Raw genomic sequence first — 22,536 nt, forward strand, 5'->3', positions numbered from 1 at the left:
GGGCGGAGCTGCCGCGTCATGAGATGCCGAACTCCTTGCCGATGAAGTCGAAGAGGTCGTCGTCGGTCGCGCTCTCCAGGGCCTCGGCCACCTGGGCCCCGTCCGGGTCTGCGGCGGCCTCCGCCTCGTCCCCGGCCGTGTTCCATGCGGTGAGCAGGGCCTGGAGCCGCTCGGTGATGCGGTCGCGGCCCGCGCGGTCGGGCGTCGAGGTGACGAGCGTCTTCTCCAGGCGTTCCAGTTCGGCGAGCAGCGGGGGTACGGCTGCCGCGCCGTCCTGCCAGAGCTCGTCGCGCAGGTACTCCACCAGTGCCGTCGGCGTCGGGTAGTCGAAGACGAGGGTGGCGGGGAGGCGTACGCCGGTGGCGGCGCCAAGGCGGTTGCGCAGTTCGACGGCGGTCAGCGAGTCGAAGCCGACCTCGTTGAACGACCGTGCCGGGTCGACCGCTTCGGGCCCGGCGAAGCCGAGGACTCCCGCGACGTACGCGCAGACCAGCTCCAGCAGGGCTTCGTCCCGTGCGGCCGGCGCGAGCCCGGAGAGGCGTTCACGCAGTTCCGCTCCGCCGTCCGTGCCGGGGGCGGTGGCGCCGCCGGCGCTCCGGCGGGCCGGGGTGCGGACGAGGCCGGAGAGCAGCGGCGGGAGCATTCCGCCGCCCGCCTGGGCGCGCAGGGCGGCCAGATCCAGCTTGACCGGTACCAGCAGCGGGCGTTCGGTGGCCGACGCGGCGTCGAACAGGGTCAGGCCCTCGGCCGCGGTCAGGGCGTTCACTCCGCCCCGGCCCAGACGGGAGACCTCCTCGCTGTTCAGGGCGCCGCCCATGCCGCCGGCCTCGGCCCACAGGCCCCAGGCGAGGGAGGTCGCGGCCAGGCCCTGGGCCCGGCGGTGCGCGGCGAGGGCGTCCAGGAAGGTGTTGGCCGCCGCATAGTTGGCCTGGCCCGCACCACCGAACACACCAGCGGCCGAGGAGAACAGAACGAACGCCGACAGGTCGAGACCGGCGGTCAGCTCGTGCAGGTTCCACGCCGCGTCCACCTTCGGACGCAGCACCGCCGACAACCGCTCCGCCGTCAGGGAACCCAGCACACCGTCGTCCAGAACACCGGCCGTGTGCACGACCGCCGACAACGGACGCTCCTCCGGAATCCCCGCCAGAACGCCGGCCAGCGCGTCACGGTCGGCGACATCACAAGCCGCCCACGCCACCTCCGCACCCAGCTCAGCCAGCTCCGCCGACAACTCCACCGCACCCGAAGCCGCCTCACCACGACGACTCACCAGCAACAGATTCCGTACCCCGTGCTCGGCCACCAGGTGCCGGGCGAACAGACCACCCAGCGAACCACTCGCACCCGTCACCAGCACCGTGCCACCGGCATCCCAGGCAGGGGCCGCGTCAGCCGCCACCACAGCCCGCGCCAGCCTCGGCACCAGCACCGATCCACCGCGCACCGCCACCTCCGACTCACCCGAGGCAAGCACCGCGGGCAGGACCCGGTAGGAGGCGTCGGTCCCGTCCGTGTCGGCCAGCACGATGCGGCCGGGGTTCTCCGACTGCGCCGAGCGCAGCAGGCCCCACGCCGGAGCGTGGACCAGGTCCGCGACGTCCTCGCCCTGCGCGGCGGCCACCGCGCCCCGGGTCAGGACCAGCAGGCGCGAGTCCGCGAACCGGTCCTCGGCCAGCCACTCCCGCACCAGTTCCAGCAGCCGTCCGGTCTCGGCGTGCACCGCGCCCGCCACGTCCTGCGGATCGGCCGGCGCGGTCAGCGGTACACAGACCAGAGCCGGAGCAGCGAGGTCCGCAAGGCCGGTGTGGGCCTCGTAGCGCACGCCCACGGTGTCGAGCCCGGGGTGGCCGTCGGCGAGCAGGGCCCAGGGGCGCTGCTCGGCCGCGGACACCGGGGCCGGCTGGAGCACCGTCCACTCGACCTGGAACAGCGACTCGGGGCGTGTGCCGCGGGCCGCGCCGATCTGCTCGGGCGAGACGGCCCGCAGCGCGAGCGACTCCACCGAGGCGACCGGTGCGCCCGCCGGGTCGGCGAGCTCCAGCGACACGGCGTCGCGCCCGGCCGGGGCCAGGCGGACCCGTACGGCGGCGGCGCCGGCCGCGTGGAGGCGTACGCCGCTCCAGGCGAAGGGCAGGCGCCCCTGTCCGGTGTCCTCGACGAGTGCACCGAGTCCGGCCGCGTGGAGGGTGGCGTCGAGGAGGGCCGGGTGCAGGCCGAACCAGTCGGCCGTTGCGGCGGTCTCCTCGTCGAGGCTCACCTCGGCGTAGACGGCGTCACCGTGGAGCCAGGCCGAGCGCAGGCCCTGGAAGGCCGGGCCGTAGTCGAACCCGGCCGCGGCGAGGCCGTCGTAGAGGCCGTCGATGTCGACCGGTTCGGCTCCGGCCGGCGGCCAGTCCGTGAGGTCGGCCGTCGGGGCCGGGGCGTCACCGGTGGCGAGGACGCCGGTGGCGTGCCGCGTCCACGGCTCGTCGGCGGGGCTCTCCTCGTCGCGGGAGTACAGGGACAGGGCGCGGCGGCCGGTCTCGTCGGCGCCGGCGAGGGAGAGCCGCAGCTGGACTCCGCCGTGCTCGGGGAGCACGAGCGGCGCCTGCAGGGTCAGTTCCTCCAGGACCTCGCAGCCGACCTGGTCGCCGGCCCGGACGGCCAGTTCCACGAAGGCCGTGCCGGGCAGCAGGACCGAGCCCAGGACGGCGTGGTCCGCGAGCCACGCGTGGGTGGCCGTGGAGAGCCGGCCGGTGAACAGGAACCCGTCCGAGTCGGGCAGTGCGACGGCCGCGCCGAGCAGCGGGTGGTCCGTCGTGCCGAGTCCGAAGCCGGCGGCGTCGCCCGGGGCGTGCTGGGCGCCGGCGGCCGAGTCGAGCCAGTACCAGTCGCGCTGGAAGGCGTACGTGGGCAGTTCGGTCGCGCGGGAGCCGATCGGGGCGAAGTAGGCCTCCCAGTCGACGGCCGCGCCGTGGGTGTGGGCGAGGGCGAGGGCGGTGTTCAGCGTCTCGGCCTCGGGGCGGCCGGACCGCAGGGCGGGCGCGAAGCGGGCCGCGCCGTCCTCGGTCAGGCAGTCCTGGGCGAGGGCGGAGAGGACACCGTCGGGGCCGAGTTCGAGGTACGTGGTGACCCCGGCGGCCTCCAGGGTGCGGATGCCGTCGAGGAAGCGGACGGCCTCGCGGACGTGCCGGACCCAGAAGTCCGCCGAGCCCATCTCGTCGGTGACGAGGGCGCCGGTCAGGTTGGAGACGACCGGGATGCGCGGGGCGGCGTACACCAGGTCTTCGGCGACCTTGCGGAAGTCGGCCAGCATGCCGTCCATGTGCGGGGAGTGGAAGGCGTGGCTGACGGTCAGCCGCTTGCTCTTGCGGTCGGGGAAGGCCGCCAGGATCGCGGTCGCCGCGTCCTCGTCACCGGCGATCACGACCGAGGTCGGGCCGTTGACGGCCGCGATGCTGACCCGTTCGGTCAGCAGCGGCAGGACCTCGTCCTCCGACGCCTGCACCGCGATCATCACGCCACCGGCCGGCAGTTCCTGCATCAGCCGCCCGCGGGCGGCCACCAGCGTGCACGCGTCCTCCAGCGACAGCACCCCCGCCACATGAGCGGCGGCGATCTCACCGATCGAATGCCCGGACACGAAGTCCGTCTTCACACCCCAGCTCTCCAGGAGCCGGAAGAGCGCCACCTCGACGGCGAACAGCGCGGGCTGGGTGTACTCCGTCCGGTCCAGCAGCTCCGCATCCGCACCGAACAGCGCCTCCCTCAACGGGAGTTCCAGCCGCTCACACACCGCGTCCAGCGCCTCCGCGAACACCGGGAAGGCGTCATACAGCTCACGTCCCATCCCCAGGCGCTGACTGCCCTGACCCGTGAACAGGAAGGCCAGCTTCCCGGCTCCGGCGGCGCCCACGGTGCCGCTCGTGACCCCGGCAGCGGACACGTCGCCGTCCGCCAGCGCGGCCAGGCCGCGCAGCAGTTCCTCCCGGCCCTCCGCCACGACCACCGCTCGGTGGTCGAACGCGGCACGGCGCGTGGCCAGCGAGAAGGCCACGTCCGCCACGGCCGACGCGGGGGCGTCCTCCAGGTGCGTGCGCAGGCGGGCCGCCTGGCCGCGCAGGGCGTCCGCCGACTTCGCCGACAGTACGTAGGGCAGCACGTGCGCCGTCCCGGCCCCGGGCGCGCTCGCCCCGACCTCGTCCGGGGCCTGCTCGATGATGGTGTGGGCGTTGGTACCGCTGATGCCGAACGAGGACACGCCGGCCCGGCGCGGACGCCCGGTCTCCGGCCACGGCACGGCCTCCGTCAGCAGGGCGACGGCGCCGTCCTCCCAGTCCACGTGCGGGGTGGGCTCGTCCACGTGCAGGGTCTTGGGCAGGACGCCGTGCCGCATCGCCATGATCATCTTGATCACGCCGGCGACACCGGCGGCGGCCTGCGTGTGGCCCATGTTGGACTTGATCGAGCCCAGCAGCAGCGGCTCGTCCGCCGCGCGCTCCCGGCCGTAGGTGGCCAGCAGGGCCTGCGCCTCGATCGGGTCACCGAGGGTCGTACCGGTGCCGTGCGCCTCGACCACGTCGATCAGGTCGCTGGTCAGTCCGCCGGAGGCGAGGGCCTGGCGGATGACGCGCTGCTGCGAGGGGCCGTTGGGTGCGGTCAGGCCATTGGAGGCGCCGTCCTGGTTGATCGCCGAGCCGCGGACCACCGCGAGCACGGGGTGCCCGTTGCGGCGGGCGTCGGACAGGCGCTCCACGAGCAGCATGCCCGCGCCCTCGGCCCAGCTGGTGCCGTCGGCGGCGGCGGCGAAGGACTTGATGCGGCCGTCGGCGGCCAGGCCGCGCTGGCGGCTGAACTCGGTGAAGGTGCCGGGCGTGGACATGACCGTGACACCGCCGGCCAGTGCCATCGAGCACTCGCCGTTGCGCAGGGCCTGGATCGCCCAGTGCAGGGCGACGAGGGAGGAGGAGCACGCGGTGTCGACGGTGACCGCCGGGCCCTCCAGGCCGAACGCGTACGAGACGCGGCCGGAGGCGATGCTGCCGGAGTTGCCGGTCCCGAGGTAGCCCTCTACGCCGTCGGGCACGGACGTGATCCGGGTGGCGTAGTCGTGGTACATGATGCCCGCGAACACGCCGGTGCGGCTGCCGCGCATGGACGCCGGGTCGATCCCGGCCCGCTCGAAGGCCTCCCACGAGGTCTCCAGCAGCAGCCGCTGCTGCGGGTCCATCGCCACGGCCTCGCGCGGCGAGATCCCGAAGAACGCCGGGTCGAAGCGGCCCGCGTCGTGGAGGAAGCCGCCCGAGCGGGTGTAGCTGGTGCCCTTGCCGTCCGGGTCCGGGTCGTACAGCGACTCCAGGTCCCAGCCACGGCCCTGCGGGAACTCCGAGATGGCGTCGACGCCACCGAGCACCAGGCGCCACAGGTCCTCGGGGGTCTCGACCCCTCCGGGGTAACGGCAGCTCATGCCGACGATCGCGATCGGGTCGTCCTGGAACGAGGCGCCCGCGGTGGCCGGCAGGGAGGCAGCGGCGTCGGCCGGCTCTCCGTCCCCGGCCAGCGCGAGGACTTCGGTGCGCAGGTAGGCGGCGAGGGCGTTCGGCGTCGGGTAGTCGAAGACCAGCGTGGCGGGCAGCCGCTCGCCGGTGGCGGCGCCGAGCCGGTTGCGCAGCTCGACGGAGGTCAGGGAGTCGAAGCCGAGCTCCTTGAACGCCCGGTCGGCGGGCACCTCGTCGGTCGAGGCATGCCCGAGTACGGCGGCCACCTCGGCCCGGACCAGGTCCAGCAGCTCCTGTTCGCGCTCGGCCGCCGGCAGCGCCACCAGCCGGGTACGCAGTGCGGACCCGTCGGCCGTGGCACCCGCTCCACCCGCGGCCCGGCGGGCCGGTACGCGGACCAGCCCGCGCAGCAGGTGAGGAACCATTCCGCTCCGGGCCTGCGCGCGGAGGGCGGCCAGGTCGAGCGGGACGGGCACGAGCAGCGGTTCGGCCGTGCGGCGGGCCGCGTCGAAGAGGGCGAGGCCCGTCTCCGGCGACAGGACGCCGATGCCCCCGCGGTTGATGCGCTCGCGGTCGCCTTCGGCGAGGTCGCCGCCCATGCCGCCGATACCGGTCCACAGGCCCCAGGCGAGGGAGGTCGCGGCCAGGCCCTGGGCCCGGCGGTGCGCGGCGAGGGCGTCCAGGAAGGTGTTGGCCGCCGCATAGTTGGCCTGGCCCGCACCACCGAACACACCAGCGGCCGAGGAGAACAGGACGAACGCCGACAGGTCGAGACCGGCGGTCAGCTCGTGCAGGTTCCACGCCGCGTCCACCTTCGGACGCAGCACCGCCGACAACCGCTCAGCCGTCAGGGAACCCACGACTCCGTCGTCCAGAACACCGGCCGTGTGCACGACCGCCGACAGCGGGTGCTCGGCCGGGATCCCGGCCAGGACAGCAGCCAGCGCGTCACGGTCGGCGACGTCACAGGCCGCCCACGCCACCTCGGCACCCAGCTCAGCCAGCTCCGCCGACAACTCGGCAGCACCCGAAGCCGCCTCACCACGACGACTCACCAACAGCAGGTGACGTACCCCGTGCTCGGCCACCAGATGCCGGGCGAACAGACCACCCAGCGAACCACTCGCACCGGTCACCAGCACCGTGCCCTCGGCATCCCAGGCAGGGGCCGCGTCAGCCGCGACCGCAGCCCGCGCCAGCCTCGGCACCAGCACCGATCCACCGCGCACCGCCACCTCGGACTCACCCGACGCCAGCGCGGAGGACAGCGCCTGCTCCACCTCGCCATCGCCATCGGCATCCACGTCCACCAGGACGATCCGCCCCGGGTTCTCCGACTGCGCCGACCGCACCAGGCCCCGAACCGGAGCATGAACGAGGTCCGACACACCCTCACCCGGCACGGCCTCCACCGCACCCCGCGTCAGGAACACCAGGCGCGAATCGGCGGGCCGCTCGGCGGCCTGCCACTCCTGGATCAGCTCCAGCACCCGGCTGGTCTCGGCGTGCACGGCAGCAGCCCGGTCCCCGTCGCCGGGCTCCAGGCAGGACACCACCGTCGCGGCGGCGGTCCCGTCGCCCTCGCCCCACAGGGACCAGTCCTCGAAGGAACCGGCCGGCGAGGCGGACTCGGTCCACTCCATGCGGAACAGGGCGTCGCGGGTCAGGTCGGGGGTGGTGTTCAGCTGGTCGCGGCTCACGGACCGCAGGGCCAGGCCGGCGACCGAGGCCACCGGGGCGCCGGCGGCGTCGGCGATGGCGATGGCCACCTCGCCGTTCCGGGCGGTGGTCAGGCGGACGCGCAGCTCGGCGGCGCCGACCGCGTGGAGGGAGACTCCGGACCAGGAGAACGGCAGCCGTCCTTCGCCGCTGCCCGACTCCGACTCGCGCAGTCCGAGCGCGTGCAGGGCCGCGTCGAGGAGGGCCGGGTGCAGGCCGAACCGGCCGGCCTCGTCGGCGGCTCCCTCGGGGAGGGCGACCTCGGCGTAGTACGCGCCGTCGTGCCGCCAGGCGGCCCGCAGGCCCTGGAACACCGGGCCGTAGCCGAAGCCGGAGTCCGCGAGGCCCTCGTACAGGCCCGCCACCTCGACGGGCTCGGCGCCGGCGGGCGGCCACTCGGTGAGGTCCTGCGGGGCCGGTTCGGCCCCGGCCGCGAGCACACCGACGGCGTGCCGCGTCCATGGCGCGTCCGTGTCCGCATCCTCGGGGCGGGAGTGGAGGGCAAGGCTGCGGCGACGGCCCGACGGGTCGGCGGCGCCGACGGCCAGCCGCAGCTGTACGCCGCCCTGTTCGGGCAGCACCAGGGGGGCTTCGAGGGTGAGTTCGTCGACCAGGTCGCAGCCGAGGTGCTCGCCGGCCCGGAGCGCCAGCTCGACGAAGGCCGTGCCGGGCAGGAGGGCCGCGCCCATGACGCGGTGGTCCCCGAGCCAGGGGTGGGTGGTCAGCGACAGGCGGCCGGTGAAAAGGTGGCCGTCGGAGTCGGGGAGTTGGACCTCGGCGCCGAGCAGCGGGTGGTCGGCGGTGCCGAGTCCGGCCGCCGTGACGTCGCCGTCCGCGCGGCCGGCGTCAAGCCAGTAGACGCCGCGCTGGAAGGCGTACGTCGGCAGGTCGACGGGGCGTGCGCCGAGCGGGCGGTAGAACGCCGCCCAGTCGACGGCGGTACCGCGCACATAGGCGGTGGAGAGGGCCGAGAGCAGCGTCTCGCCCTCGTCGCGGCCGGAGCGCAGGGTGGGTACGAAGGCGGCGGTGCCGGTGTCGTCGGCCAGGCAGGCCTGCGCCATCGCGGACAGCACCCCGTCGGGCCCGAGCTCGACGTACGTGGTGACCCCGGCGGCCTCCAGGGCGCGGACGCCGTCCAGGAAGCGGACCGCCTCGCGGACGTGCCGCACCCAGAACTCGGCCGAGCCCATCTCGTCCGAGACCAGGGCACCGGTCAGGTTCGAGACCACCGGGATCCGCGGGGCGGCGTAGGTGAGCCCCGCCACCACCTGGCGGAAGTCCTCCAGCATGCCGTCCATGTGCGGCGAGTGGAACGCGTGGCTCACCGTCAGCCGCTTGGACTTCCGGTCCGGGAAGGCTTCCACGATCGCGGTCGCCGCGTCCTCGTCACCGGCGATCACGACCGCGCGCGGCCCGTTGACGGCGGCGATGCTCACCCGGCCGGTCAGCAGCGGCAGGACCTCGTCCTCCGAAGCCTCCAGCGCGATCATCACACCACCGGCCGGCAGCGCCTGCATCAGCCGCCCACGGGCGGACACGAGCGTGCACGCGTCGTCCAGCGACAGCACCCCCGCCACATGCGCGGCGGCGATCTCACCGACCGAATGCCCGGACACGAAGTCCGGCCTCACACCCCACGACTCCAGCAGCCGGAACAGCGCCACCTCCACCGCGAACAACGCCGGCTGGGTGTACTCAGTACGGTCCAGCAGCTCCGCATCCGCACCGAACAGCACGTCCTTCAGCGGCAGTTCGAGCGAGAGCCGCTCACACACCGCGTCCAGGGCCTCCGCGAACACCGGGAAGGCGTCATACAGCTCACGCCCCATCCCCAGGCGCTGGCTGCCCTGACCCGTGAACAGGAAGGCGAGCTTCTCCCCCGCCGCCGGTGAGCCCAGGGCCAGGCCCGCAGCCGCGCGGCCCTCCGCGAGGGCCGTCAGGCCGGCGTGGAAGCCGTCGCGGTCCGAGGCGACCACGGTGGCGCGGTGCTCGAAGACGGCCCGGGTCGTCGCCAACGCGTGCCCGATGGAGACGGGTTCCGCCTCCGGGTGGGCCTCCAGGCGGGCCAGGAGCCGCTCGCCCTGGGCGCGCAGGGCGTCGGGCGTGCGGGCGCTCAGGTGCCACGGGAGGGCCGTCCGGGGCGCGGCCGGGGTGGCCGGGGTTTCGGCGGCGGACCCGGCCGATCCGGCCGGTGCTTCGGGGAGTTCCACGATGGCGTGGGCGTTGGTGCCGCTCATGCCGAAGGAGGAGATGCCCGCGCGGCGCGGCCGGCCCGTCTCGGGCCAGGGGCGCTGCTCGGTGAGCAGCGAGACCGCGCCCGCCGACCAGTCGACGTGCGGGGACGGCTCGTCCACGTGCAGGGTCTCGGGCAGGATGCCGTGGCGCATCGCCATGACCATCTTGATGATGCCCGCGACACCGGCGGCGGCCTGCGTGTGGCCGAAGTTGGACTTGATGGAGCCCAGCCACAGGGGGCTGCCCTCGGGACGGTCCTGGCCGTACGTGGCCAGGAGGGCCTGGGCCTCGATGGGGTCGCCGAGGCGGGTGCCGGTGCCGTGGGCCTCGACGGCGTCCACGTCGGCGGCGGTCAGGCCGGAGTTGGCGAGGGCCTGGCGGATGACGCGCTGCTGGGAGGGGCCGTTGGGGGCGGTGAGGCCGTTGCTGGCGCCGTCCTGGTTGACGGCGGTGCCGCGGACCACGGCGAGGACCTGGTGGCCGTTGCGGCGGGCGTCGGAGAGCCGCTCGACGAGGAGCATGCCGACGCCCTCGCCCCAGGCGGTGCCGTCGGCGGCGGCGGCGAAGGGCTTGCAGCGGCCGTCGGCGGCGAGGCCGCGCTGGCGGCTGAACTCGGTGAAGACGTCGGGGGTGGTGATGATGGTGACGCCGCCGGCCAGGGCGATCGAGCACTCGCCGGCGCGCAGCGCCTGGGCCGCGAGGTGCAGGGCGACCAGCGAGGAGGAGCAGGCGGTGTCGACGGTGACGGCGGGGCCCTCGAAGCCGAAGGTGTAGGAGACCCGGCCTGAGGCGATGCTGCTGGAGCCGCCGGTGCCGAGGTAGCCCTCGACGCCCTCGGGGACGGTGTTGAGGCGGGACACGTAGTCGTTGTGCATCTGGCCGACGAAGACGCCGACCTGCTGTCCGCGCAGGCCCGTCGGGTCGATCCCGGCCCGCTCGAAGGCCTCCCAGGAGGTTTCCAGCAGCAGGCGCTGCTGCGGGTCCATGGCGAGGGCCTCGCGGGGGTTGATCCCGAAGAAGGAGGGGTCGAAGTGGTGGGCGTCGTAGACGAAGCCGCCTTCGCGGGCGTACGAGGTGCCGGGGCTGTCGGGGTCGGGGTCGTAGAGCGCTTCGGTGTCCCAGCCGCGGTCGGCGGGGAGGTCGGCGATGCCGTCGCGTCCTTCGGCGAGCAGCTCCCACAGGTCCTCGGGGCTGCGGACGCGCCCGGGGAAGCGGCAGCTCATGGCGACGATGGCGATGGGGTCGTCGGCCTCGGCGGCGGCCGTGTGCGCCGGGAGGATCGCGGCGGCGGCCGCGGAGCCGAGGAGTTCGTCCTTGAGGTAGCCGGCCAGGACGGTCGGGGTCGGGTAGTCGAACACGAGGGTGGCGGGCAGGCGGACACCGGCGGTGGCGCCGAGGCGGTTGCGGAACTCGACGGCGGTCAGCGAGTCGAAGCCGAGGTCCTTGAAGGCGCGGCCGGGTTCGACGGCGTCGGGGGTGGCGTGGCCGAGGACGGCCGCGACCTGGTCGCGTACGAGGTCGAGCAGGAGTGCGTCCCGCTCGCCCTCGGGCAGTCGTACGAGCCGTTCCACCAGCGGGGTTCCGGTGCGGGCGGAGGTGGCTTCGACGGCGCGGCGGGCGGGGGCGCGGACCAGGCCCCGCAGCAGGGCGGGGACCATGCTCGCGTCGGCCTGGCGCAGCGGCGCGAGGTCGAGCTGCATGGGGACGAGGTGGGCGTCGCCGGTGCGGTGGGCGGTGTCGAGGAGGGCGAGGCCCTCCTCGGAGGAGAGGCCGAGGACGCCGGAGCGCGTCATACGGTCCTTGTCGGCGCTGTCGAGCTCGCCGGTCATGCCGCTGGCCTCGGCCCACAGGCCCCAGCCGAGGGCGGTGGCGGGCAGGCCCCGGGCCTGGCGGTGGCGGGCGAGGGCGTCGAGGAAGACGTTCGCGGCCGCGTAGTTGGCCTGGCCGGCGCCGCCGAAGGTGCCTGCGGCGGAGGAGAAGAGCACGAAGTCGGCCAAGTCGAGCCGGCGGGTCAGTTCGTGCAGGTGGAGGGCGGCGTCGGCCTTGGGGCGCAGGACGCGGTCGACCCGTTCGGGGGTGAGGGCTTCGGCGATGCCGTCGTCGAGGACGCCGGCGGTGTGGACGACGGCGGTCAGCGGGTGCTCGGCCGGTACGGAGGCCAGCAGCGCGGCGAGGGCCTCACGGTCGGCGGCGTCGCAGGCGGCGATGGTGACCTCGGCGCCGAGCGCGCGCAGTTCGGCGGCGAGTTCGGCGGCGCCGGCGGCCTGTTCGCCCCGGCGGCTGGTGAGGACCAGGCGGCGGGCTCCCCGGGCGGTGACGGCGTGCCGGGCCACGAGGGCGCCCAGTGTGCCGGTGCCGCCGGTGATGAGGACGGTGCCCTCGGGGTTCCAGGCGGCGGGCACGGTCAGCACGATCTTGCCGGTGTGGCGGGCCTGGCTGAGGTAGCGGAACGCCTCGGGCGCCTGGCGCAGGTCCCAGGCGGAGACCGGGATGGCGTTCAGGGCGCCGGATTCGAAGAGGCCGAGGAGCTCGGTGAGCATCTCCTGGATGCGGTCGAGGCCGGCTTCGGTGAGGTCGAACGCCTGGTAGGAGACGCCGGGGTGGGCCCGGGCGACGTCCTGGGGGTCGCGGACGTCGGTCTTGCCCATCTCCACGAAGCGGCCGCCGCGCGGCAGGAGCCGCAGCGAGGCGTCGACGAACTCGCGGGCGAGGGAGTCCAGGACGACGTCGACGCCGCGGCCGTCGGCGGCCGTGCGGAAGGTGTCCTCGAAGTCGAGGGTGCGGGAGGAGGCGATCCGGTCGTCGGTCAGGCCGAGTCCGCGCAGGGTGTCCCACTTGGCGGGGCTGGCGGTGGCGTAGACGTCGGCGCCCCAGTGGCGGGCGAGCTGGACGGCGGCCATGCCGACGCCGCCGGCGGCGGCGTGCACGAGGAGGGTCTCGCCGCGGCGCAGGCCGGCGAGGTCGTGGAGGGCGTAGTAGGCCGTCATGAAGACGATCGGTACGGCCGCGGCCTCGGCGAAGGTCCAGCCCTCGGGCATGGGGGCGATCATGCGCCGGTCGACGACGGCCAGCGGGCCGAAGGCGCCGGGCAGCATGCCCATGACGCGGTCGCCGGGGGCGAGGTCCGTGACGCCGGGGCCGGTCTCCACGACGGTACCGGCGCCTTCGCTTCCCATCAGGCCCGGGTCGCCGGGGTACATGCCGAGGGCGTTGAGGACGTCGCGGAAGTTGAGGCCGGCGGCGCGGACCGCGACGCGGACCTGGCCGGGCTCCAGCGGGGCCTCGGACTCGGGGCTCGGCAGCAGGGTGAGGTGGTCGAGGGTGCCCTTGTCCTCGATGTCCATGCGCCAGGCGGAGCCGTCGGCGGGCGGGGTCAGCGGGGTGGTGGCGGGGACCCGGGCGAGGCGCGGGGCGTGGACGGTGCCGCGGCGGACCGCGAACTGGGGCTCGCCGGTGGCCAGGGCGGCGGTGAGGAGCTCGGTGGGGGTGTCGCCGTCGAGGTCGGCCAGGACGAAGCGGTCGGGGTTCTCGGCCTGCGCGGAGCGGACCAGGCCCCAGACGGGGGCGTGGATGGGGTCGGTGAGGTCCCAGTCGCCCTGGGTGGCGACGGCGCCCCGGGTGACGAACACCAGCCGGGAGTCGGCGAAGCGGTCGTCGGCGAGCCAGCCCTGGACGAGGGCGAGGGCGTGGTGCGTGGCGGCGCGGACGGCGTCCGGGGTGAGCTCCCGCGCCGTCGCGGACGGCAGGGGGGCGAGGACGTACGCGGGGGCCGGGGTGCCGGCGTCGAGGGCGGCGGCGAGGGCCGCGAGGTCGGCGTGCGGCCGGCCGGGCAGCGCGGTGGCGGCATCGGCGCCGGTGGCGTCGGCTGCCTCGGCGTCGGCGTCGGTGGCGAGGACGGCCCAGGCGGTGTCCTCGGCTGCGGCCCCGGTGGCGGCGGGCAGCGGCAGGGTGGCCCAGTCGATGCGGAACAGCGACTCGTGGTGGGCGGTGCGCGGGGCGCCGGCGAGCCGGTCGGCGGAGACGGGCCGCACGATGAGGTGGTCGACGGCGGCGACGGGTGCGCCGGTGGTGTCGGCCAGCTGGAGGGTGAGGGCGTCCTCCCCCTCGGCGGTGAGGCGCACCCGCAGGGCGGCCGCGCCGACGGCGTGCAGGGACACGCCGCGCCAGGAGAAGGGCAGTCCGGCACGGCGGTCGCCGTCGGTGGACGGCCTGACGAAGGTGGCGTGCAGGGCGGCGTCGAGGAGGGCCGGGTGCAGGCCGAACCGGGCGGCCTCCGTCTGGAGGCCCTCGGGCAGGGCGACCTCGGCGTAGACGTCCTCGCCGAGGGTCCAGGCGGCGCGCAGGCCCTGGAAGACGGGCCCGTAGGCGAATCCGCCCTGGCCGAGGTGCTCGTACAGGCCCTCGACGGTAACGGCTTCGGCGCCGGGAGGGGGCCAGGCGGCGAGGTCGAAGGCGGGGCGCGGGGCGCCCGTGGCGAGGACGCCCGCGGCGTGTCGGGTCCACGGCTCGTCGTCGGCGGCGTCCGGGTCGCCGGAGTACAGGTCGAGGGTACGGCGGCCGTCCCGGTCGGGGCCGCCGACGACGATCTGGAGGCGGACGGCGGTGTGCGGGGCCAGGACCAGCGGCGCTTCGAGGGTGAGTTCCTCCAGGACGTCGCAGCCGGCCTGGTCGCCGGCGCGGATGGCCAGCTCGACGAAGGCGGTGCCGGGCAGCAGGACGGTGCCCATGACGGCGTGGTCGGCGAGCCAGGGGTGGGTGTCGAGGGAGAGCCGGCCGGTGAAGAGGAAGCCCTCGCCGTCGGCGAGCGGTACGGCGGCGCCGAGCAGCGGGTGGTGGGCGGCGCCCAGACCGGCGGATTCGACGTCGCCGATGAAGCCGGCGGGCGCTTCGAGCCAGAACCGGCGCCGCTGGAAGGCGTACGTGGGCAGGTCGGTCCGGCGGGCGCCGGTGGCGGCGAAGTACGCGGACCAGTCGAGCGGGACGGCCCGGGTGTGGAGGGCTGCGACGGCGGCGGCGAGCGCCTCGGCCTCGCCGCGGTCGCGGCGCAGGGCCGGGACGAACACGGCGTCGGATGCGGAGCCGGTGTCGGTTTCGGTGTCGCCGAGGCAGTCGCGGCCGAGGCCCGACAGGACGCCCTGCGGGCCCAGTTCGAGGTAGGTGGTGACGCGTTCGGCGTCCAGGGTGCGGATGCCGTCGAGGAAGCGGACGGCTTCGCGGACGTGGGCGACCCAGTGTTCGGGGGTGCGCAGCTCCTCGCCCGCGACGGCGCCGGTGAGGTGGGTGACGACGGGGAGGGCGGGCGCGTGGTAGGTGAGCGAGGCGGCGACGTCGCGGAAGGCGTCGAGCATGCCGTCCATCAGCGGGGAGTGGAAGGCGTGGCTGACGGTGAGCCGCTTGGTCTGGCGGCCGCGGCGCTCGAACTCGGCGGCGATCTCCAGGGCGAGGTCCTCCTCGCCGGAGATGACGACGGAGGCGGCGGAGTTGACGGCGGCGATGCCGATCCGGTCCTCGTGGCCGGCCAGCAGCGGCCGGACCTCGTCCTCCGTGGCGCTCAGCGCGATCATCGCCCCGCCGGCCGGGAGTTCCTCCATGAGGCGGCCGCGGGCGGCGACCAGCCTCGCCGCGTCGGGCAGGGTGAGGACGCCCGCGACGTGCGCGGCGGTGATCTCGCCGATGGAGTGGCCGGATACGAAGTCGGGCCGCACCCCCCAGGATTCGACGAGCCGGTAGAGCGCGGTCTCCAGGGCGAACAGGGCGGGCTGGGTGTAGCCGGTCCGGTTCAGCAGCTCGGCGTCCTCGGCGAACAGGACGTCCTTGAGGGGATGTTCGAGGTGCGGGTCGAGCGCGGCGCAGGCCTCGTCGAGGGCGGCGGCGAAGACCGGTTGGGCGGCGTACAGTTCGCGGCCCGTGCCGGGGCGCTGGCTGCCCTGTCCGGTGAAGAGGACGGCGAGGCGGCCGTCGGCGGTGTCGTGCCGCACGAGCCGGGCGGCGGCCTTGCCCTCGGCGAGCGCGGTGAGCGCGGCCAGCAGCTCGTCGCGGTCCCCGGCGACGACGGCGGCCCGGCGGTCCAGCGCGGTGCGGGTGGTGGCCAGGGAGAACGCCACGTCGACGGGGGCGGCTTCGGGGTGGGCGGCGAGGTGGCCGGCGAGGCGGGCGGCCTGGGCGCGCAGCGCGTCGGGGGTACGGCCGGCGAGTACGAAGGGGAGCGGGGTCCCCTCGGTGAGCGGGGCCGTGCCGGGGCCCGCCGCGCTCTCGTCGGTCTGCTCCAGCGGCGGCTGCTCGATGATGACGTGGGCGTTGGTGCCGCTGACGCCGAAGGAGGAGATGCCGGCGCGGCGCGGACGGTCCGTCTCGGGCCAGGCGGCGGCTTCGGTGAGCAGCTCGACGGCGCCGGCGGTCCAGTCGATGTGCGGGGAGGGCTCGCCGATGTGCAGGGACGCGGGCAGGACGCCGTGGCGCATCGCCTGGACCATCTTGATGATGCCGGCGGCGCCGGCGGCGGCCTGGGTGTGGCCGATGTTCGACTTGATGGAGCCCAGGCGCAGCGGCCGGTCCCCGGGGCGACCCTGGCCATAGGTCGCGAGGAGGGCCTGCGCCTCGATGGGGTCGCCGAGGGTCGTGCCGGTGCCGTGCGCCTCGACGGCGTCGACGTCGGCGGCGGTCAGGCCCGCGTGGGCCAGGGCCTCGCGGATGACGCGCTGCTGCGAGGGGCCGTTGGGGGCGGTGAGGCCGTTGGAGGCGCCGTCCTGGTTGACGGCGGTGCCGCGGACGACGGCGAGCACGGGGTGGCCGTTGCGGCGGGCGTCGGACAGGCGCTCGACGAGGATCATGCCGGCGCCCTCGGCCCAGCCGGTGCCGTCGGCGTCGGCGGAGAAGGACTTGCAGCGGCCGTCGGTGGACAGGCCGCGCTGGCGGCTGAAGTCGATGAAGGTGTCCGGGGTGGACATGACGGTGACGCCGCCGGCGAGCGCCATGTCGCACTCGCCGCTGCGCAGGGCCTGTGCGGCCAGGTGCAGGGCGACGAGGGAGGAGGAGCAGGCCGTGTCGATGGTGACGGCGGGGCCCTCCAGGCCGAAGGTGTAGGAGATGCGGCCGGAGGCGACGCTGCCGGCGGTGCCGGTGCCGAGGTAGCCTTCCAGGCCCTCGGGGACGGCGGGGAGGCGGGTCAGGTAGTCGTGGTACATGACGCCGGCGAAGACGCCGGTGCGGCTGCCGCGCAGCGACGAGGGGTCGAGTCCGGCCCGCTCGAACGCCTCCCAGGAGGTCTCCAGCAGGAGCCGCTGGTGCGGGTCCATGGCCAGGGCCTCGCGCGGGTTGATGCCGAAGAGGTCCGGGTCGAAGTCGGCGGCGTCGTGCAGGAAGCCGCCGGTACGGGTGTACGAGGTGCCGGCACGGCCGGGGTCGGAGTCGTAGAGCCCGTCGAGGTTCCAGCCGCGGTCCGTGGGGAAGTCGGAGATCGCGTCGACGGAGCCGGCGACGAGCTGCCACAGCTCTTCGGGGGTGCTGACCCCGCCGGGGTAGCGGCATGCCATGGCGACGATGGCGATGGGCTCGTCGGCGACGGCCGGGGCGCCCGCGGCGGCGTGCGCGGCGGGGGCGGCCCGGTCGCCGAGGAGTTCGGTGCGCAGGAACGCGGCGAGGGCGTTCGGGGTGGGGTAGTCGAAGACGAGGGTGGCGGGCAGCCGGACGCCGGTGGCGGAGCCGAGGCGGTTGCGCAGCTCGACGGCGGTGAGCGAGTCGAAGCCGAGTTCCTTGAAGGCGCGGCCGGGGTCGACGGCGTCGGGGCCGGGGAAGCCGAGGACGGCGGCGACCTGGACGCGGACGGTGGCGAGCAGCAGCCGGTCGCGTTCGGCGGCGGTCAGCGGCAGGAGCCGCTCGGCGAGGCCGTCGGCGGGGGCGGCGCCCGGGTCGGCCGCGGTGCGGCGGGCGGCGGGCCGGACCAGGCCGCGCAGCAGCGGCGGCACCATGCTCGCGTCGGCCTGGCGCAGGGCGGCCAGGTCGAGGTGCATGGGGACGGCGGTGGGCTCGCCCACGGCGCGGGCGGTGTCCATGAGGGCGAGGCCGTCGGCGGAGGACAGGGCGGCGACGCCGGCGCGGGAGATGCGTTCCAGGTCGGTGTCGGCGAGGTCGCCGGTCATGCCGCTGCGTTCGGCCCACAGGCCCCAGGCGAGCGCGGTGGCGGGCAGGCCTTCGGCACGGCGGCGGTGGGCGAGGGCGTCGAGGAAGGTGTTGGCGGCGGCGTAGTTGGCCTGGCCGGCCGCGCCGAGGGTGCCGGCGGCGGCGGAGAACAGGACGAACGCGGCCAGGTCGAGGCCCTGGGTCAGTTCGTGCAGGTGGACGGCGGCGTCCACCTTGGCGGGCAGGACGCGGTCGACGCGCTCGGCGGTGAGCGCTTCGAGGATGCCGTCGTCGAGGACGCCGGCGGTGTGGACGACGGCGGTCAGCGGGTGCTCGGCCGGTACGGAGGCCAGCAGCGCGGCGAGGGCCTCGCGGTCGGCGGCGTCGCAGGCGGCCAGCGTCACCTCGGCGCCGAGCGCGCGCAGTTCGGCGAGCAGCTCTCCGGCGCCGGTGGCGGCCTCGCCGCGACGGCTGGTCAGCAGCAGGCGGCGGACGCCGTGCTCGGTGACGAGGTGGCGGGCGACGAGCCCGCCGAGGGTGCCGGTGGCGCCGGTGACCAGGGCGGTGCCGTCGGGGTCGAGCGGGCGGGCCTCCTGGCCTTCGGCGGCGGGGAGCACGGGCACCCGGCCGAGGCGGGGTACGACGGCGCGGCCCTCGCGCAGGGCGAGCTGCGCCTCGCCGGTCGCCAGGGCGGCGGGCAGGGCGCGCAGGGACTCCTCGCGCTCGTCCAGGTCGATCAGGACGAAGCGGTCGGGGTGTTCGGACTGGGCGGAGCGCAGCAGGCCCCACAGCGGGGCGTGCGCCAGGTCGGGCACGTCGGCGGCGGGGGTGGTGGCGACGGCGCATCGGGTGACGAACACCAGCCGGGAGCCGGCCAGGCGGTCGTCGGCCAGCCAGGCCTGGGCCAGGTCCAGGGCGTGGTGCAGGGCTTCGCCGACCGCTCCGGGCAGTGCGGCGTCGACGGGGGTGCGCGCGGGGCCGCCGACGGCGGGCAGCGGGACGACCACGGCCTGCGGTACGGGGCCGCCGGCCTCGATGGCGGCGGCGAGCGCGGCGAGGTCGGCGTGGGCGGTGGCGGTGGGCAGCACGGCGGTGAAGCGCGGGCCGGCCCCGGCGCCGAGCAGCGCCCACTGGGCGGGGGCGACGGTGGTGGCGGCCGGCAGGGGCAGGGGGCTCCACTCGACGTGGAACAGCGAGTCGTGGAAGGCGGTGCGGGCCGCGCGGACCTGGTCGGGGGTGACGGGGCGCAGCAGCAGGGCGGCCACGGTGGCGACGGGGGCGCCGGTCTCGTCGGCGAGGTCGACGCGGACGGTGTCCTGGCCGGCCGGGGCGAGGCGGACCCGCAGGGAGCGGGCGCCGACGGCGTGCAGGGTGACGCCGCTCCAGGAGAAGGGCAGCCGGCCGTGCTCGGTGTCCTCCAGCAGGGAGCCCATGCCGACCGCGTGCAGGGCGGCGTCGAGCAGGGCCGGGTGCAGGCCGAAGAGGGCCGTGTCGGCGTGTGCCTGTTCGGGCAGCCGGACCTCGGCGAAGACCTCGTCGGCGCGCTGCCAGGCGCCGGTCAGGCCCTGGAAGACGGGCCCGTAGGCGAAGCCGGAAGCGGTGAGGTGGTCGTAGAGGCCCTCGACGGGCACGGCGGTGGCGTCCCGCGGGGGCCAGACGGCGAGGTCGGCGCCGGTGCTCGCCGCGTCGCGGGCGGCGCGGGCCAGGGTGCCGGTGGCGTGGCGGGTCCAGGCGCCTTCGCCCCAGGTGTCGTCGGCTGCGTCCTCGGGCCGGGAGTGCAGGGTCAGGGAGCGCCGTCCGTCGGCGTCGGGCGCGCCGACGGCGAGCTGGATCTGGACGCCGCCGTGCGGGGGCAGCGCCAGGGGCGCCTGGAGGGTGAGTTCGTCGAGGAGTTCGCAGCCGGTGTGCTCGCCGGCCTGGAGGGCGAGTTCGACGAAGGCCGTGCCGGGCAGCAGCACGGTGTCCATGACGGTGTGGTCGGCGAGCCAGGGGTGGGTGGCCAGGGAGAGCCGGCCGGTGAAGAGGAAGCCGTCGCCGTCGGCCAGGGTGATGGCCGCGCCGAGCAGCGGGTGGTCGGCGGAGCCGATGCCGGCTGCGGTGACGTCGCCCGCCCAGGCGGTGGGCGGCTCGGGCCAGTACAGGCGGCGCTGGAAGGCGTACGTGGGCAGGTCGACGCGGGTGCCGCCGCGTCCGGCGAAGACGGCGGACCAGTCCACCGCGACACCGTGGACGTGGGCCCGGGCGACGGCGGCGGCGAACGCGGCCGGCTCGGGGCGGTCGGCACGCAGGGCGGGCGCGAAGACGAGGCCCTCGGGGGCGTCCTCGCCGTCCTGGCCGGTGAGGCAGTCCTGTGCGAGGGCGGTGAGGACCCCGCCGGGGCCGACCTCGACGAAGGTGGTGACGCCGAGCGCGGCCAGGCCGCGTACGCCGTCGAGGAAGCGGACGGCCTCGCGGACGTGGCGGACCCAGTAGTCGGGGGTGCAGATCTCCTCGGCGGTGACGGAGGCGCCGGTGAGGTTGGAGACGATCGGGATGACGGGCGGCGCGTAGGAGACGGCTTCGGCGGCCTCACGGAACGCGTCGAGCATGCCGTCCATGAGCGGCGAGTGGAAGGCGTGGCTGACGGTGAGCCGCTTGGTGCGGCGGCCGCGGGCGCGCAGGGTCTCGGCGAGTTCCAGCGCGGCGTCCTCGTCGCCCGAGACGACCACGGAGCGGGGTCCGTTGACGGCGGCGATGGAGATCCGGTCGGTGAGGAGCGGGGTGACCTCGTCCTCGGTGGCCTCGACCGCGATCATCGCGCCGCCGGCCGGCAGGGCCTGCATCAGGCGGCCGCGGGCGGCGACGAGGGCTGCGGCGTCGGGCAGGGTCAGGACGCCGGAGACGTGGGCGGCGGCGAGTTCGCCGATGGAGTGGCCGATGAGGAAGTCGGCGCGCACGCCCCACTGTTCGAGCTGGCGGTAGAGGGCCACCTCGACGGCGAAGAGGGCGGCCTGGGTGTGGGCCGTGGCGTCGAGGAGGGCGGCCTCGGGGGTGCCCTCGGCCGCGAACAGGACGTCGTAGAGAGGCCGTTCGAGGTGCCGGTCGAGTTCGTCGCGGACCGCGTCGAGGGCGCGGGCGAAGACGGGGTGGGTGGTGTACAGCTCGCGGGCCATGCCGGGGCGCTGGCTGCCCTGGCCGGTGAAGAGGAAGGCGGTGTTGCCCTCGCCGACGGCGCCGACGAGGGCGGTCGCGGGCTGCTCGCCGGCGGCGAGCGCGTCGAGGTCGGCGAGGAGCTGCTCGCGGTCGGCGCCGAAGAGGACGGCCCGGCGGTCCAGCGCGGAGCGGCTGGTGGCGAGGGAAAGGCCGAGGTCGGTGAGGGAGGCGGGGTCGGCGGCGAGTCCGGGGTGGGCGCGCAGGTGGGCGGCGAGGCGGCCCGCCTGGGCGCGCAGGCCCTCGTCGCCGTGGCCCGACACGAGCAGCGGTACGGGACCGGTGGCGGCGTCGGCGTCGGCGTCGGTGGCCTCGGCGGCGGCGCCGGCCGGGCCGCTCTCCCCCGCCCCGGTCGGCGCCTCGACGGGCGGGGCCTGCTCGATGACGGTGTGGGCGTTGGTGCCGCTGACGCCGAAGGAGGAGATGCCGGCGCGGCGCGGCTGGCCGGTCTCGGGCCAGGGCACGGTCCGGTCCAGCAGGGCGACGTCACCGGTGGCCCAGTCGACGGCGCTGGACGGCTGGTCGATGTGCAGGGACTCGGGCAGGACGCCGTGGCGTATCGCCTCGACCATCTTGATGATGCCCGCGACGCCGGCGGCGGCCTGGGTGTGGCCGATGTTCGACTTGATGGAGCCCAGCCACAGCGGGCGGCCCTGGGGCCGGTTCTGGCCGTAGGTGGCCAGGATGGCCTGGGCCTCGATGGGGTCGCCGAGGGTGGTGCCGGTGCCGTGCGCCTCGACGACGTCGACCTGCGCCGGGGTGAGCCCGGCATTGGTCAGGGCCTGGCGGATGACGCGCTGCTGGGCCGGGCCGTTGGGCGCGGTCAGGCCGTTGGAGGCGCCGTCCTGGTTGATCGCGGAGCCGCGCACCACGGCCAGGACGGGGTGGCCGTTGCGGCGGGCGTCGGAGAGCTTCTCCACGAGGAGCATGCCGACGCCCTCGCCCCAGCCGGTGCCGTCGGCGCCGTCGGCGAAGGGCTTGCACCGGCCGTCGGGGGCGAGCCCGCGCTGCCGGCTGAACTGCACGAAGGCGCGCGGGCTGGACATGACGGTGACACCGCCCGCCAGGGCGAGGGAGCACTCGCCGCCGCGCAGCGCCTGCACCGCGAGGTGCAGGGCGACGAGGGAGGCCGAGCAGGCGGTGTCGACGGTGACCGCCGGGCCCTCCAGGCCGAAGGTGTAGGAGAGCCGGCCGGAGACGACGCTGGCGGCGTTCCCGGTGAGGAGGTACTGCTCGACGCCCTGGGGTACCCCGTCGCGCAGCAGGTCGGGGTAGTCCTGGCCGTTGGTGCCGATGAACACGCCGGCCTTGCTGCCGCGCAGGGTCACCGGGTCGATGCCCGCGCGTTCGAAGGTCTCCCAGGACGTCTCCAGCAGCAGGCGCTGCTGCGGGTCCATGCCGAGGGTCTCGCGCGGGCTGATCCCGAAGAAGCCGGCGTCGAACTCGCCGACCCCGTCGAGGAATCCGCCCTCACGGGTGTACGAGGTGCCCCGCTGGTCGGGGTCGGCGTCGTACAGGGACTCCAGGTCCCAGCCGCGGTCGGTCGGGAAGTCGGTGACGGCGTCCCGGCCGCCCGCGACCAGGTCCCACAGGTCCTCCGGCGACTGGATGCCGCCGGGGAACCTGCACGCCATGCCGACGATGGCGATCGGCTCCGGCTCCCGGTCCTCGACCTCACGCAGGCGCTGCCGCGTCTGGTGCAGATCGGCCGTCACCCGCTTCAGGTAGCCGATGATCTTGTCTTGATCCGCTGCCTGCTGCGCCATTGGAACCTCACCCATGCTCGTCACAAAAC

1 protein-coding gene is annotated in these 22,536 nt (G+C 75.4%); it reads right to left on the minus strand.

The features are described 5' to 3' along the window. Window positions 1–16 precede the first annotated feature (16 nt). A complete protein-coding gene (locus SLAV_RS08255; protein ID WP_100660815.1) occupies window positions 17–22,507 on the minus strand; it encodes a type I polyketide synthase in 22,491 nt (7,496 codons plus the stop codon). Between the last annotated feature and the right edge of the window lie 29 nt (window positions 22,508–22,536).

It is taken from the genome of Streptomyces lavendulae subsp. lavendulae (assembly GCF_002803845.1).
Lineage (GTDB): Bacteria > Actinomycetota > Actinomycetes > Streptomycetales > Streptomycetaceae > Streptomyces > Streptomyces lavendulae.